The organism is Phycisphaeraceae bacterium, assembly GCA_019454185.1.
Classification (GTDB): Bacteria; Planctomycetota; Phycisphaerae; order Phycisphaerales; family UBA1924; genus JAHBWV01.
The window spans coordinates 413,251-427,363 of sequence record CP075368.1 but is presented as its reverse complement, the minus strand read 5'-3'; the positions used below and the strand labels follow the sequence as shown (position 1 = coordinate 427,363).

The 14,113-nt window shown below is 64.5% G+C and carries 11 protein-coding genes; 5 read left to right on the top strand and 6 right to left on the bottom strand.

The window, feature by feature from the left end:
• Window positions 1-69: 69 nt before the first annotated feature.
• The 3 genes from gluQRS to KF838_01755 are packed head-to-tail and all read left to right on the top strand — an operon-like array spanning window position 70 to window position 3,289.
• Window positions 70-1,059 carry a tRNA glutamyl-Q(34) synthetase GluQRS gene (gluQRS, locus tag KF838_01765; protein QYK48593.1) on the top strand — a complete coding sequence of 330 codons (990 nt, stop codon included), beginning with the start codon at window positions 70-72 and terminating at the stop codon, window positions 1,057-1,059.
• Entirely contained in the window at window positions 1,035-2,006 is a 972-nt protein-coding gene (locus KF838_01760; GenBank protein QYK48592.1) for a DUF192 domain-containing protein, read from the top strand. The genes gluQRS and KF838_01760 overlap by 25 nt, the downstream gene beginning before the upstream one ends.
• Before the next feature lie 50 nt (window positions 2,007-2,056).
• Window positions 2,057-3,289 carry a serine/threonine-protein phosphatase gene (locus tag KF838_01755; protein ID QYK48591.1) on the top strand — a complete coding sequence of 411 codons (1,233 nt, stop codon included), beginning with the start codon at window positions 2,057-2,059 and terminating at the stop codon, window positions 3,287-3,289.
• Window positions 3,290-3,324: 35 nt separating this feature from the next.
• On the opposite strand, the gene KF838_01750 is transcribed toward KF838_01755, so the two are convergent.
• Both KF838_01750 and KF838_01745 read right to left on the bottom strand, forming a co-directional pair.
• Window positions 3,325-4,059 carry an ABC transporter ATP-binding protein gene (locus KF838_01750; GenBank protein ID QYK48590.1) on the bottom strand — a complete coding sequence of 245 codons (735 nt, stop codon included), beginning with the start codon at window positions 4,057-4,059 and terminating at the stop codon, window positions 3,325-3,327.
• Between the two features lie 72 nt (window positions 4,060-4,131).
• Window positions 4,132-4,917 (bottom strand): ABC transporter permease, encoded by a 786-nt coding sequence (locus KF838_01745; protein QYK48589.1) that lies wholly within the window; start codon window positions 4,915-4,917, stop codon window positions 4,132-4,134.
• Between the two features lie 97 nt (window positions 4,918-5,014).
• Between KF838_01745 and KF838_01740 the strand changes: the two genes are divergently transcribed.
• Window positions 5,015-6,556 (top strand): glycosyltransferase, encoded by a 1,542-nt coding sequence (locus KF838_01740; GenBank protein ID QYK48588.1) that lies wholly within the window; start codon window positions 5,015-5,017, stop codon window positions 6,554-6,556.
• 6 nt (window positions 6,557-6,562) lie between these two features.
• Here KF838_01740 and KF838_01735 read toward each other — a convergent pair whose 3' ends face one another.
• Together KF838_01735 and KF838_01730 are read right to left on the bottom strand one after the other, a co-directional pair.
• The gene (locus tag KF838_01735; GenBank protein ID QYK48587.1) at window positions 6,563-7,939 is read right to left on the bottom strand and encodes an alkaline phosphatase; all 1,377 of its coding nucleotides are present in this window, start codon (window positions 7,937-7,939) and stop codon (window positions 6,563-6,565) included.
• A gap of 125 nt (window positions 7,940-8,064) precedes the next feature.
• Entirely contained in the window at window positions 8,065-10,053 is a 1,989-nt protein-coding gene (locus KF838_01730; GenBank protein QYK48586.1) for a VWA domain-containing protein, read from the bottom strand.
• 51 nt (window positions 10,054-10,104) lie between these two features.
• On the opposite strand from KF838_01730, the gene KF838_01725 reads away from it, so the two are divergent.
• Window positions 10,105-11,547 carry an ABC transporter ATP-binding protein gene (locus KF838_01725; protein ID QYK48585.1) on the top strand — a complete coding sequence of 481 codons (1,443 nt, stop codon included), beginning with the start codon at window positions 10,105-10,107 and terminating at the stop codon, window positions 11,545-11,547.
• Here KF838_01725 and KF838_01720 read toward each other — a convergent pair.
• Both KF838_01720 and KF838_01715 read right to left on the bottom strand, forming a co-directional pair.
• Complete coding sequence (locus KF838_01720; GenBank protein ID QYK48584.1) at window positions 11,510-13,303, bottom strand: glycosyltransferase family 4 protein; 1,794 nt, start codon at window positions 13,301-13,303, stop codon at window positions 11,510-11,512. The genes KF838_01725 and KF838_01720 overlap by 38 nt on opposite strands.
• The gene (locus KF838_01715; protein ID QYK48583.1) at window positions 13,300-14,031 is read right to left on the bottom strand and encodes a hypothetical protein; all 732 of its coding nucleotides are present in this window, start codon (window positions 14,029-14,031) and stop codon (window positions 13,300-13,302) included. Before KF838_01715 ends, KF838_01720 begins: the two co-directional genes overlap by 4 nt.
• Window positions 14,032-14,113: the final 82 nt, after the last annotated feature.

Below are 14,113 nucleotides of genomic sequence, written 5' to 3'. Positions count from 1 at the left end.
ATGCTACCCGATGCCGGCGCGCAACGCACCCGGGCGTGCCGCACGGGAGAGACGACTCCTTGACGACCTGTGGATGAAGCACCCCCACATTCGAAGACCAGACTCGCGCCGTCCCCCACCGGCGCGCTGCACCTCGGAAACGCCCGCACATTCCTCATCAACTGGGCGATGGCACGTCAGGCCGGATGGAGCGTCCTGCTCCGCATCGAAGATCTCGACGGTCCCCGCATTAAGCCGGGTGCCGACACACATGCCATCGACACACTCGCATGGCTCGGCATCGACTGGGACGAAGGCCCAACCTGGCAGTCGAGTACGCCCGACGTCTATAGAAACGCGATGCAGCGCCTGGCAGAGTCCGGGCTCGCCTACCCCACGGCGCTCTCCCGCTCAGAAGTTGATCGACACACCGCCGCGCAGACCGACGCCGCATCCGCACCGCAAGATGGCTCGCGAGAGGTCCGATTCCCCGCGAGTCTCAGGCCCCCCATCGACCGAGCCGCGATGAACCGCGGGTTCGACAACGACGCCGCGACATGGCGATTCGTCGTCGAGCCGGGCGTGGTCGACCTCCAGGATCGCTTCGCCGGGCACGCTTCATTCGACATCTCGCAGATCGCTGGCGACTTCATCGTCTGGACAAAGCAGCGGGTTCCGGCCTACCAGCTCGCCGTCGTCGTCGACGATTCAAGGCAGGGCATCACCGAGGTCGTCCGTGGCGATGATCTCCTGGACTCTGCCGCAAGACAACTGCTGCTCTACCGTGCCCTCGGCCTCCCCAACGAGCCGACCTACACACACCTGCCGCTCGTCAAGGGTCCCGACGGGCGTCGTCTGGCCAAACGCCACGGCGACACGCGCCTCGACACCTATCGATCGCTCGGCGTGATGCCCGAACGCGTGATCGGCCTGATCGCCTACTGGTGCGCCATGATCAACAGGCCCGAGCCCATCACCGCAATCACGTTCCTCCAGGCATTCTCCCTCGATAAGATCCCCAAGGAAGCGATCACTTTCACGCCGGAGGACGACGCATGGCTTCGCAGGGGCGTTCGATGATGGGCAAGCTGATCGGTGTCTTGGCTTTCCTCGCCGTCGCCGGAGCGATCGCCATCTCTATAGGCGGCGGGCTGGGCGACGGATCAAAGGGCAACGAACGAGTCGTGCTTGCCCCCACAATGACGGTCAAACTGAAGGACAAGCCGTTCAAGCTCGAGGTCGCCGCTACCAACGAGGCGCGAATCAAGGGCATGGGAGGTCGCACCGAGATCCCCCCCGGCACCGGCATGCTCTTCGTCTTCCCGAGGGCTCAGCGTCTGAGCTTCCTCATGCGCGACTGCCCCATTCCCATCGACGTGCTCTTCATCGATGCCACCGGCCGCATCACGGCGATCCACACCATGCAACCCGAGGAGCCGCGACGCCCCGGCGAAGACGACTACGCCTACGACGCACGGCTCAAGAAGTACTCAAGCCGCTTCCCCGCCCAATTCGCGATCGAGATCGAGGGCGGCATGGCCTCGAAACTCGGAATCACAGAGGGCGAGAAAGTCGCCATCGACACAGCCAGACTCTCCAAGGCGTCAGAACTCGAACGCGTCAGAATCGGATCCAAAGACTTCTACCTCGAACTTGCCGCGAGTGATCCGGTCAGGATGATGGGACTCTCAGGACGCGTCGAGATCGCCGAAGACAGCGGCATGCTCTTCGTGTTTCCGGACGCGACCGAGCGACACTTCGTCATGCGCGACTGCCCCATCCCCATCGACATTATCTACCTCGACTCGTCGGGCAGGATCCTCTCCTTCCACGAGATGCAGCCCGAACCACCCCGCGCCCCCGGCGAAACCCCGGATGCATACGAGAATCGCCTGAAGCCCTATCCAAGCAACGGACCGATGCAGTTCGCGATCGAACTCCGGGGCGGCACAATCCGCACGCTCGGACTTCAACCGGGCGCAACAATCGGCATGGATGCCGAGCGGCTGAAGCGGCTCGCACGCTGAGCCGATCCCCAAACAAGGTCCGCGCACATCGGGCCACCAAGGGGAGCAGGATGACGCATCGGACGCTGATCGTCGCGCACGGCGAAGGGCAATCATCGCGGTGCGACGCGCTCCTGGCTCGGATCCTGGAGCAGTGGCCTCCCGAGTACACAGCACCAACCGTGAGAATGGTCGATCACGGCTCGCTCGCGCTCGAGCGTTCCCTCGCCCAGCATCCGACCCTCGTCGTGGGAGACCCGACCCTGCGCGGCGCAAAGCTCACGCAGCTCCTCGACATGCTCGACGGCAGATGCGTCCCCGCCCTCGTGCTCCAGGAGAGCGGCGCCGATCAGGCCGAGACCCCCGGCATCATGGTCTGGAACGCCGACGCGTCGCCCGCACGCATCGCCACCGCGCTCTGCACACTCGCCCTCAGACAGCACACCGTCCAACGACTCGCCCATGAACTCGCGATCGCCCAGCACTGCCAGGGAGGCATGCACGGCGAGATCTCACGCATGCACGAGGAGATGTCGCTCGCGGCAAAGATCCAACGCGACTTCATGCCGCGCGGCACCATTGAAGCCCGCGGCTTCGACATCGCCGTTCTCCACCAGCCCACCGGATACGTCTCCGGTGACATGCACTGCGTGCGACAGATAGACGACCGAACGATCGGCGTTCTCGTCGCAGACGCCGTCGGACACGGCGTCCCCGCGGCACTGCTCACCATGATCATCGCTCGTTCCATCCAATCAGCACCCGCTCATGTCATGGCCGATCCCGGCGCAATGCTCGACCGACTGAACGTGGACCTCATGACGGCTCAGTCCGGCGCGACCAGATTCGTGACCGCGATCTACGCGACAATCGACACAGTATCGAGAGTCGTGAAAGTCTCTGGCGCTGGACACCCACCGCCGCTCCTGATCTCAAAGAGCGGCGTCGAACGCGTCGAGACCGACGGCCCGCTTCTCGGCGTCTTCGATGACGCCAGCTTCGGCGTGACAGAACTCACGCTCGCTCCCGGCCGCACGCTGCTCATGTACACAGATGGGTTCGAGACCTGCTTCCCAAAGGCCGGCGCAGACGCCCACGAGATACGCATGCCCACGACAACATACGTCGAGCATTTCGCTCGACTCTGCGACCCAAAGAGCGCGGCATCGCTCGAAGAGTCAATGGCCGAACTCCGGGGTGTGCTCCTCGAACAAGCCGGCTCGCTCCACCAGGCCGACGATGTCACCGCTATGGCGATCGCCGCTAGAGACGCCGACGCTCAGGCGATGCGAAGAGCCGCTTAAAGCTCGCGGCCCTCATTCAACCGACCCGATACGCCTCAGTCCCTGATGCGATTCTCGACCATTCGGTCGTACTCGATCAGCCCGTCCTTCAGACGCACCACACGCTCGCACCGCTTGGCGATCGAATCGTCGTGCGTCACCATGATGAGCGTCATGCCCTGAGAGTGAAGATTCTCGAAGAGTCTGAGAATCGCCCGGCCGGTGGTCGAATCGAGGTTTCCGGTCGGCTCGTCAGCCATCAGGATGACCGGATTGGTCACGAGCGCCCTCGCGATCGCAGAACGCTGCTGCTGCCCGCCCGAAAGCTCGCTCGGCCGATGCCCCACTCGATCATCCAGCCCGACGAGCGCAAGTGACTCGATCGCCCGCTTGATCCGGTCGTGCTTCGGAACCCCCTGGTAGAAGAGCGGCGTCGCGACGTTCTCCTCAATCGTCAACTGCGGGATCAGGTTGAACGCCTGGAACACGAACCCGATCTTCCGCCCCCGGAAGACGGAGAGTTGCTCATCGGGCATCGTCCGGGTGTCCTCACCATCGACCGTGTACGACCCCTCCGACGGCCGGTCGAGGCACCCCAAGATGTTCATCAGCGTGGACTTGCCGGAGCCCGACGCACCCATGATCGCGATGTACTGGCCGCGTGGGATATCAAGATCGATCCCCCGAAGGGCCTCAACCATCACGGTTCCGTCCGGCTTGCGATAGACCTTGCGCACGCCTCGGAGCTCTGCGACGTTCTTCGTGCTGACTGGTGCGGCTGCGGTTGGCATGGGTCGGGAGTCTACAGGGTGAGGCAGGCAACGGTTTCGGCATCGGCAAGCCGTGCCACGAAGGAAACGGGATCAGAGGTTGTCACGGATCTCCGGACGCAGCCGCTCAAGCACCATCTGCCCGAAGGCAATCGACGCAACCGTCCACAAGAGCATCAAAGCCCAGGTGCCCAGAGTCGGCAGGGTCCCCGCGAGGAACAGATCCCTCACCGCGTGAAGAAACGGATACACCGGGTTAAAGGGGAACGTCGCCCGGAACCACTCCGGCACGATGCGTGGATCATAAACGATCGGAACGGTCCAGAAGCCGATCAGCAGCGCGATCTCAACGATCTGACGCACATCCCTCACAAAGACGAACACGGTCCCCAATGCCATCCCCAGCCCCATACCGAACAGCAGCAGCAACGCCAGCGGCAACGGGAGGAGCAGCCACGTCACAAACGGTCCATGGCCCAGCACCAGTGCCAGACCAAGCAGGAGCACCATGCTGATCACCAGCGAGATACCCGCGCTCAGCACCGACTGCGCGACATACACCTCCTCGTCGATCGCAAGCTTCCGCAAGTACGCCGCGCCGCCGACAAGGGCGTGCGTACCCCGGCTCACCGCCTCCGAGAAGGCCGTCCACGGAAGCAGGGCAGCGCACAGGTACAACGTAAAGTGAATGCCCGTGAAACCGCCCCCGTCCCGCCCCGTCATAACCTGACCGAAGACGATCGTGAAAACCGCGATCAACGCAACCGGACGCAGGATGTTCCACGCCGCGCCCGCCGCGGATCCCACATGCCGATGACGCACATCACGCCACGCTGTGCGGGCGATATAGACGCGATGGCGATAAAGTGCGGCAAGCATCGAGGGACGATGGTAGTGCGCCGACACCGTGAAGCAGGCCACCCGCATCTGCCTGTGTTCATGCCCAGCCGCCGATGGCGACCTTTACTTGCTACGAATGGATCAGGCACGGACCACATCCCATCCCCCGCTCCTCTCGATCGTGACGCCGGTCCGTAATCAGGCACAATTCCTCCCACGCTGCCTGGCATCGGTCCGCGACCAACCCCACGGCATCGCCGAGCACATCGTGATGGACGGCGCAAGCAGCGACGGATCCGCCGAGATTCTGCACCGAGCGCACGGCCTCTCACACCTGCGTTCCGAGCCGGATCGCGGCCAATCCCACGCGATCAACAAGGGCTTCACCCTCGCGCAAGGACGCTTTGGCGCATGGCTGAACGCAGACGACTGGTACCTCCCCGGCGTGCTCCGAGAGGTCGCCGCCTTCCTGCTTGAGAATCCCGAGACCGACATGCTCGTCTGCCGCGCCAGGTTCGTCTCACATGATGGGCGGGTCGTTCACGAGCCGATCCCACCGGAGCGGATCGACGAGCCGGCCCTCCTCTCGCTCCGATCAGCGTGGTTCGCCGGGCACTCCATCGCGCAGCCGGAGGTCTTCTTCCGTCTTGATCTCTTCCGCGAAGTCGGAGGGTTGGACGAAGAGAACCACTACTCGATGGACCACCACCTCTGGCTGAAACTCGTCGAGCGCGGCGCACGCGTCCGCCAGATCCGCACCCTTGTCGCGTGCCAGGGCGTACATCCCGGGCAGAAGACCGCCGATCGGCTGCTCGCGACGCGCTCAATCGTCACGGGTTCTCGCGCTTGGCTCGATCGACGCGCGCAGCACTGGCCGTTGCAAGCCCCGCACGTCCGGGCCGAGATCGAAGCACTCGAACGCAAACTCGAACTTGCCGCACGCTACACCCTATCGATCGACCACGCCTTCGCGCGCGAGGGCCTCGGCCCAGTGCCCTCCGCGCCGCTTGCTCCCCCGCCGCGCACGACGCCTCCCGGTTGGCTCGAAGCGATACAGACAGCATGGAACACCGGTACGCATCCCTCGCAATCCACGCTACTCGTCTCCCCTGAGACGCACTCAAGTGAAGCAGATCAAATCATCACAAGGTTCGGCGGAACCCGTATCACTCCCGACACGCTGCTCAACTCCCCCGCTCCCGCAAACGTCTCGCGTCTGATCCTCCACAGAGCGCTCGGCGATGATCCCGATGCCGAAGCACTGTTCCGCAAAGCGTGCGCCGCGCTCCGCCCCCGCGGCCTGCTCATCGTCTCGGCAGAGGTCTCACCCTCGGAGCCGCACGACCTCTACCTCAAGCGTCTCAGAACGAGAGCCGCCAACAAAGTGACGCAACCCGATGATTTCATCATCGGCCCCCGTGCCGACGCCACGCTCCGGCCCCTGCTCGAGTCGAGCCCGAATCCGTTGATCGCCCACCCCTGGCCCCGAGGGCTCGACCTCGACTCCATGCTCAGCCGCGTTGACGACAAGATCACCCCGCTCACCGACACTCATTTCGGCGGATACAACCAGCTCCCGCTCGCTCCGTTTCCTGTCGTGCCGAAGCTCGGACCGAAGGATGCGAGCGGCTCATTTCGCGACTGCTGGCGCACGATCTCGCTGATGGTCAACCGATAATCGCCGTCAGATCCCGAGCGACTCGCGAATCACCGAATACAACCCGGTGTTGTCGATGATGGGCCCGATTCGCTCCGATCCTGGACCGATCGCCGTGACCTCCACCATGTCGGAGGTGTGATTCGGTGAGAGAAACGCCACCCCGAAGTGGTTCGCCAGCACCGACCCCAGCACAAGCATGCCCGAGTTCGCCGGCGCGAACGGATCCACACGCTCCTTGTTCGCCGCACGGAGCACCATCTCCGCCTCGTGATCCCTCAGCGTCACATCTGTCGCCTCGCGAACGCTCTGCACGAGAATATCCGGACGCTCCTCGGTCCGAGCCGCTGCCAGACGCGCAGCGATCCACTCGAAACTGTGACGCACGCCAAGCAACCGCCCGAACCCCTCGTTGCCCGCCTTCTCGTAGAGCGTCAACCCGGGATTCCCGTTGCCGTGATCCGTCGTGACGATCAGGAGAATCGAAGGATCTCTGGCCACAAACTCCAGCGCGACCCCGATCGCTTCATCGAAATCCAGCTGCTCCGCAATCAGCGATCCCGCATCATTATCATGGGCCGCATGATCGACGCGCCCCCCCTCGATCTGCACCAGAAACCCTCGATCCGACCGCGAGAGTCGATCGAGTGCCGCACGGGTCATCACGCCGAGAGAAGGCACGCTCGGGGTCCGATCGAGCACCCACGGCACATGATCACGCCCGAACAGCCCGAGCAGTCTCCCCGCGCCCTCACGCCCCGTGCCCACATCCTCAGGCACAAGCGAGAGCGCGCCGGCACTCCTCGCAACTGTCACGTCCGCGTGAGGAGCCAGTGCCGCTTCATTGAAGTATCGCTCGCCGCCCCCTAGAACGACATCCACACGCCGCTCAAGAATCTGCGACGCGATCTCGCGCTCCTGATTCCTCGATGGCATGTTCGCCACAAACCCCGCTGGCGTCGCGTGAGTGACACGCGTCGTCGTAACCAGCCCCGTCGCCAATCCCGCTCGCTTCGCCGTGACAAGCACCGGCTCGAACTGATCGCCGTCCGGCGTAATGTTGACAGCCCCGTTGTTGACCTTCTGTCCGATGCCCCAAGCCGATGCAGCCGCCGCTGAGTCCGTCACATACGAATCCGCCGCATCAGTCCGCGCAGAGCTTCGCACCACGCCCGGCACATTCCACAACGACACCCAACGAGAACCTATCCCCGTCCGAAGGCGGCACGCAGCGTCCGCGAGCGTCAGCGTGCCCATCGACATCCCATCTGAAACCATGAAAATAACCGACCTGGCCCGCTTCCCGGACGCCGCGCGACCCCGCTCAGTGCCCCTGGCCGACCCGACCAGCCCCGCCGCGCCGGCAATCGCTGGAAACGACTTGAGAAAGCTGCGGCGTCTCATCGCACACAGCGTAACACAGGTGAATCCTGGACGCACCGGTGATCGCAACAAGATTCCGCGAACAACCCGGCATCAGCAGGATCACCCCACGCCCACGTCAGCCGTGGGACCCTCACCTCAGAACCTCAAGAGATCCGCGATCGCGACGCGAACACCATCCACTCAAGCGTCAGAACCACCAACAACGCGCCGACAAACCACGGCCACAGCTCGCGACGTGTCTCCGACGCCGACGATGCCTCTACCGGCTGCGAGCCGATCGAGAGGCGATCGCTCGTGCGGCACAGCGTCTCATCCCCCTTCAACACTGCAACCGGAACAGGGTGAGACTCCCCATCCTGTTCCGATGCCAACTGGTACACGCCCGCAAGCGGCTGGGCCGGAATCGAAACATCACCTGAGCGATCCGAAGAAACCCGCCTTCCCTCAGATGCTCCCGGTGGCCGAAACACATATGTCGCGCCCCGCGAAGGCACCGACAGAGAAATCGGTTCACCGGCAGACCACACCCGGCCGGACTCGCGCTCGGTCCGGCGCGTCAGCCAGTCGACCGCATTCTCCACAAACAGCGGCCACGACGGCTGAAGCGGCCAGTTGGAAGACGCCACAGGAAACGAAACCGCCACCCAACGACCGGCTCCCGCCTCCGACGCACTGACCGCGATCCCCGCATCGCTCCAGACGATCGGGTCAACCCTTGCCCCGCTCGAATACTCGTACCGCGGCATCTGCGATGCCAGCACCGTGTCAAAAGCGACGTGACGTGTCAGCAAGTGCTCGCGGTCCCAAGCGATGATCCTGCTCCCGGTAGGCCCTTCTCGTTCGAGCTGCACAAGCGGATCAGGCGGCAGCACACCAAACGCGAGCACCGGCACGCCGATCGCTCTCGCACGAGCCCACCACGGCTCGACCGCCGAAAGCACAACAAGATCCGCGAACAGTTCCGCATCATCACGTGTGCCGGCCAGCGCGTTCCACGCCACCGCAGAAACCACACGTGTCGTCGCACGCGGCAACTCCGTCAGCACATCCAAGAGCGGCCACGCACCATCCGCATCAGGGTCACCCGACGGCGTCACAAGCATGATCCGCAGCGGTCGCGACGCCCGAACCCAGATGGACGCCTCATTGTCGGCCTCAAGCACGTCGGCCCTCTCGATCCGAACAGTGATCAGAGCATCCGAAGCGATGTCGATATCCGCAACCACAGAGGCCTCCGGCTGAGCCCCCGCTCGGGGCTCGATCGTCACCGCCCGGCTCACAACAACATCGTCTCCGGCGCGAAAGGTGACGATCACATCACGCCGGACATCCGCAGAACTCAGCACCCGCGCAAAGACGCGGATCCGCGAAGGCATGTCGGCCGAGCGACGCGCCGCGAGCGCGACGATCCCCACGTTGTCAGCCAGGATCCCGGGATCTGGCCCGACCCTCTGAAACTCAATGACCGCGCCCGGAATCGCAGCACCCTCAACCGGAGCTGGCGCGCCGTCGCTGATGACCACAACGCGTGCCGGAGGCGCAGACTCATCCCCGTCGTCCGCGATCATCGCACGGACCAGCTCCATCGCCGCGCCCAAGCCCCGATCATCCTCATGCGTCGGTGTGATCTGGTCAAGAGCACGCTCAAGCAGCCGCCGGTCCGACGTGAACTCCGAGAGCATCACCGGACTCGCGCCAAACACCACGATCGCCGCCGCTGATCGGTCACCCCGTCCGAGGTCACGGATCGAACGCCTCGCCAACTCGACCGCCCCCCTCAGCCGGGTTGTCCGCCCCCCCGACGATTCGACATGGTCCATCGCACCCATCGAGGCCGATCGGTCGATCAAGAACACAACACGCGTCGCCGACTCCTCACCGCCCTGAGAGATCGGGCGCCCGATCGCCGCCGCAAGCAGACCGATCGCCAGAGCGTGCAACAGCAGCAGCCAAGAAGCCCGAAGCATGCGGAGCGGCACATTGACCTCAAGGTCCCGCGCCGATGACTCCCAGAAAAGCGTCGACGCAACCCACACGGGGCGTCGCCTCAGGCGCAGCAGCGAGAGCGCGATCAACAGCGAAAGGCCGATCGCCGCCGCGAGAATCGCGCTGGTCGGAGCAAGAAACGTCACGCAGGAGTCTACGTCCGCCTGTGGGCCGATCCCGAGATACGATCGTTCCGAGTGACATCCCACCCGAGCCCAGATCAATCGATCGTTGGTCCATCCATCGTCAACGGGGCCACCGGCGATCCCTCCGCCCCGGTCGCGGCCGACGAACCGGACCAACCCATCGTCCTCGAAGCGCACGGGCTTACGAAGCGTTTCAAGATCTACAAGAAACCCGCGGACCGACTCGTGGAATGGGCGACGCTCGGCCGCTCCCAGAGACACAAGCCATTCGTCGCGGTGGATGACGTCTCGTTCTCACTGAAAAAAGGCCGATGCCTCGGGCTCGTCGGCGCGAACGGCGCAGGCAAGAGCACCCTCCTCAAGATGCTGACAGGCGTCCTCCGCCCGTCCGCAGGTTCCTATCGCATCCGCGGCCGCGTGCTCTCGCTCCTCGAACTCAGCGCAGGTCTCGACGGCGAGATGACAGGGCGAGAGAACATCCGGAGCATGGCGACGCTCCTCAACTTCCCGCGCGAGTTCGCCGCCCAGCGCACGCCCGAGATCCAGGCGTTCTCAGAACTCGGCGAGTTCTTCGATCGCCCCGTCCGCCAATACTCGACCGGCATGCGCGCACGCCTCGGCTTCTCGATGTACGCGTGCTTCCGTCCCGACATCTTCATCGTGGACGAGGTGCTCTCGGTCGGCGACGTCTTCTTCCGGCAGAAGTGCGCGACCCGCATGCGCCAGCTCCTCGAAGAAGGCATGACGATGATGTTCGTCAGCCACGATGCACAGGCCGTGCTCAACCTCTGCGATGAGGCAATCCTCCTCCAGAAAGGCCGGATGGTCTTCCACGGACCGCCCGAAGAGGTCATGCGCCGCCACCACTCATCGCTCTCTCAGCCGGTGAAGTGGACCAGAAAGCGGTCCCAGAATGCCGCCCAAAGCCCGGCTGAAGCCAGATCCCTCTCCCGTGAAGAGAGCCAACTGGTCGGAGCCGACATCATCGGTGCCCGCCACGATCATCGCCACGGCACCGGAGAAGGCCGGATCATCGCCTGCCGCGTCACAGACAGCCAGAACCGCGACACGACGACGATCGCCATCGACGAGAAACTGACGTTCCACATTCTCGTCGAGGCCGACCGCGCCGTCGAACGACCGAGCGTCGGTCTTCAGTTGTACGACCGCCTGAACAATCTCGTCTTCGCCGCCGCCACCGCCCAGCTTCGGCACAAACTCCCACCCCTCTCCCCGGGTCAGCGCATGGTCGTCTCTCTCACCCTTTCACTCTCCGTGAAAGAGGGCGCGTACACCTTCGGGCTCTCGCTGGCTGAGCCCGGGGCCGACGGTTCCAGCCAACCAACATACCTCGACTGCCTCGATCTCCTCGGGCCTCTCGAGGTCTCAACTCCCGCCGATCAGAAGCGGACGTTCTTCGGCATCGCACGCCTCCCCATGAGCGCGCACCACGCCCTCATCCCGAACGATCAGGCGGCATCGGCAAGCCCGTAACACCCGGCCTCGCGGGCGCGAGCACCCACGGCAGCGGGAGATTCCGTCGTGCCATCCGCAGCGGAACGACCGAGCGAAACGCACGCTCATCGATCAGAATCGGGCGCTCCTCACACTCCACCTCGTCGCACGACCCAACCTCCGTCACAACACTCGGATCGACCGCGCCCGTCGCTCCGTGCTGAACGAGCCAACACGCCATCTCATCAGAAGTCGGATCCTCGTTGCCGGTCTCTTCCCTGTACCGGTCAAAGAAATCCGCCCTCGCGGCAAGAGAGCCGCGGATCGGTGGCGATGCTGCCAAGGTCTCCAACGTGGGCGTACCGAACGGCATGACCATCCCGTCTCGCGCCCGCTCCCACCCGATCGCAAAGTCAGCCACACCCCTGCGGACGACACCCGCAAGCAGCGAGGCATCTCCCCCGATATGCCGCACATCACGCACGCTCCGCGCTTCCTCGCGGACTCCACGTCGGATCGCCTCGCCGAAGACCCGCTCGCGGACAGACACCGCCCTCCCATTGCCGCAGAACCACGCCACACGCGCCGACGATGCCTCCCCCATCCGTGCCCGCTGCTCGCACGAGAGTGCGGCATGCCTCGACATCGCCTCTGCGAGCGAGCCCGGGTCATGGGGAACAAAGATGTGTCCCTCAATCCCCTCTCGCACAAGTTCCGCGATGCCCCCGACCGCCGGCGCAATCACCGGCAACCCCTTCGCCATCGACTCCACAACGGCATACGGAAAGTTGTCAACCGCACCCGGCGCAACGCACACATCCGCCCTCTGGCGTGCATCATCAAGCCGTGCTCGGTCCAGCTTCCCGAGGTGAGACACCCGCGCCCTCATCTCCGCAGGGAGCATCGTGCTCATGCACCGCTGCGCGAACCACGCACCCGTGCGCCAATCCCTCGTATCCTGCCCCGCAATCTCTGCGGAGACATCGATCCCGCGCCTGCAGGCAATCGCGATCGCTCGTACCAGAACGTCAACCCCCTTTCGGGGCTCCGCTCTTCCGATCATCAGGCACCGAAGCCCACCCATCTCCCCATCGACACGCCCTCCCCCGTCGAGTCGCCGCTCGCTCTTCACACCGATCGAACCAAGCGGATACGGCACGTTCTCGACAGATCCGATCCCCCACCTCTCTCGAGCCCACGTGGCAAGATCAACAGACGGAGCGATCACCAGGTCGGCCCACATCGCAGACTCACGCTCCGCCCGTCGCAGCTCGAGTGCCGCACGGTTCGGCGGAGACTCCCGGTTCTGCTCATCGATCCACGCATTCGGAGAATGCAACTGCACCACGTACAGCGGGCTCGCACCATCCGCACGCCGCGCCACCTCCGCACCGAGCCGACGCTGGTTGAGCGTCCACCACAGGATCGCCCCGCACTCAGGACCCTCAACCACATCGATCGCATGCTCCCCGACAAGCCCCGGCAGCGCGTCCGCCACCTGCCTGCTGAAGATGCTCCACGGACCGAGGTGCGAGAAACACGCCCGCGTGATCGGCCCGTCGATCGATGGCGCGGGACAAGACCAGTCATCGCCGACGATGAGTGGCAGCCGGACAACCAGAATCCTGGAATCCGCCGCATGCGCCACCCTCGACTCGCATCCATCTTGCGACATCGTGACGACAACAACGCGGTGCCCGGCATCCGCAAGCGCGACCGCTGCCTGCTCGGTATACGTCCCGATGCCCCCGCCGAAGAAGGGAGGAAATTCGCGAGAGATCAACGCGATGTTCATTCGCGAATCCCCTCACGATTCAACGAAGATCCGCTCGTCTCCTGCCCGATCGGTGCAGACGCCCCCCACCTCGCGATCAACTCACGCCGCTCATGGATCGCCGGCGATCCCTCACCGAGCCGATCAAGCACATACCGAACAAGCCACGCAAGGCCGATCGGGCGCAGCCGCTCCGGATCCTCGCCCACACTCCTCATCCGCGTAGCGCACACACGAGGCAGCGTCGCCACGCGCTTTCCCTGCCCCACGAGCGCAGAAGCAAGCAACCACGAAGCCGCGCAATCCAAGACAGCATCCGCCGGCCCACCTCCATACATCGAGAAGGCATCCAGAGAGGCCGCACGCACCACGATCGGCCCGACCGCCATCGGACGCGCAAGCAGATCAACAAGCCCGAGATCATCCCCAGACACCCCGCCCACGCGAACAACCAGCCCTCCATCACCCTGCGCGACACGCGCCACCGGATCGTTCCACACCCACCAGGCAGCCGCGCCATCCAGCCCCGGATCAACGCGCATCACCTCCGCCAGAGCCGACTCCATCCCCGGCTCCGGAACCCATCGCGGCCCGGGCACAATCACCACCAACCGACGCTCATCGCGCGGAACGCTCGCACACGCGCCGAGCAGTCTCCGAAACGATCCCAGCGAACCATCCGCTCTCAGACAGAGCCACTCCGCAGCCCCGTCCGGCTCTTGCTCCATGCTGGGTCTGGCATTCATCATCTACACGCGGGCTTTCGCGGTTGTCGGGAACCGTTGTTTCAACATAGTATGGGCTGTTCGCCGGGTCCGAGCGGACCTGTGC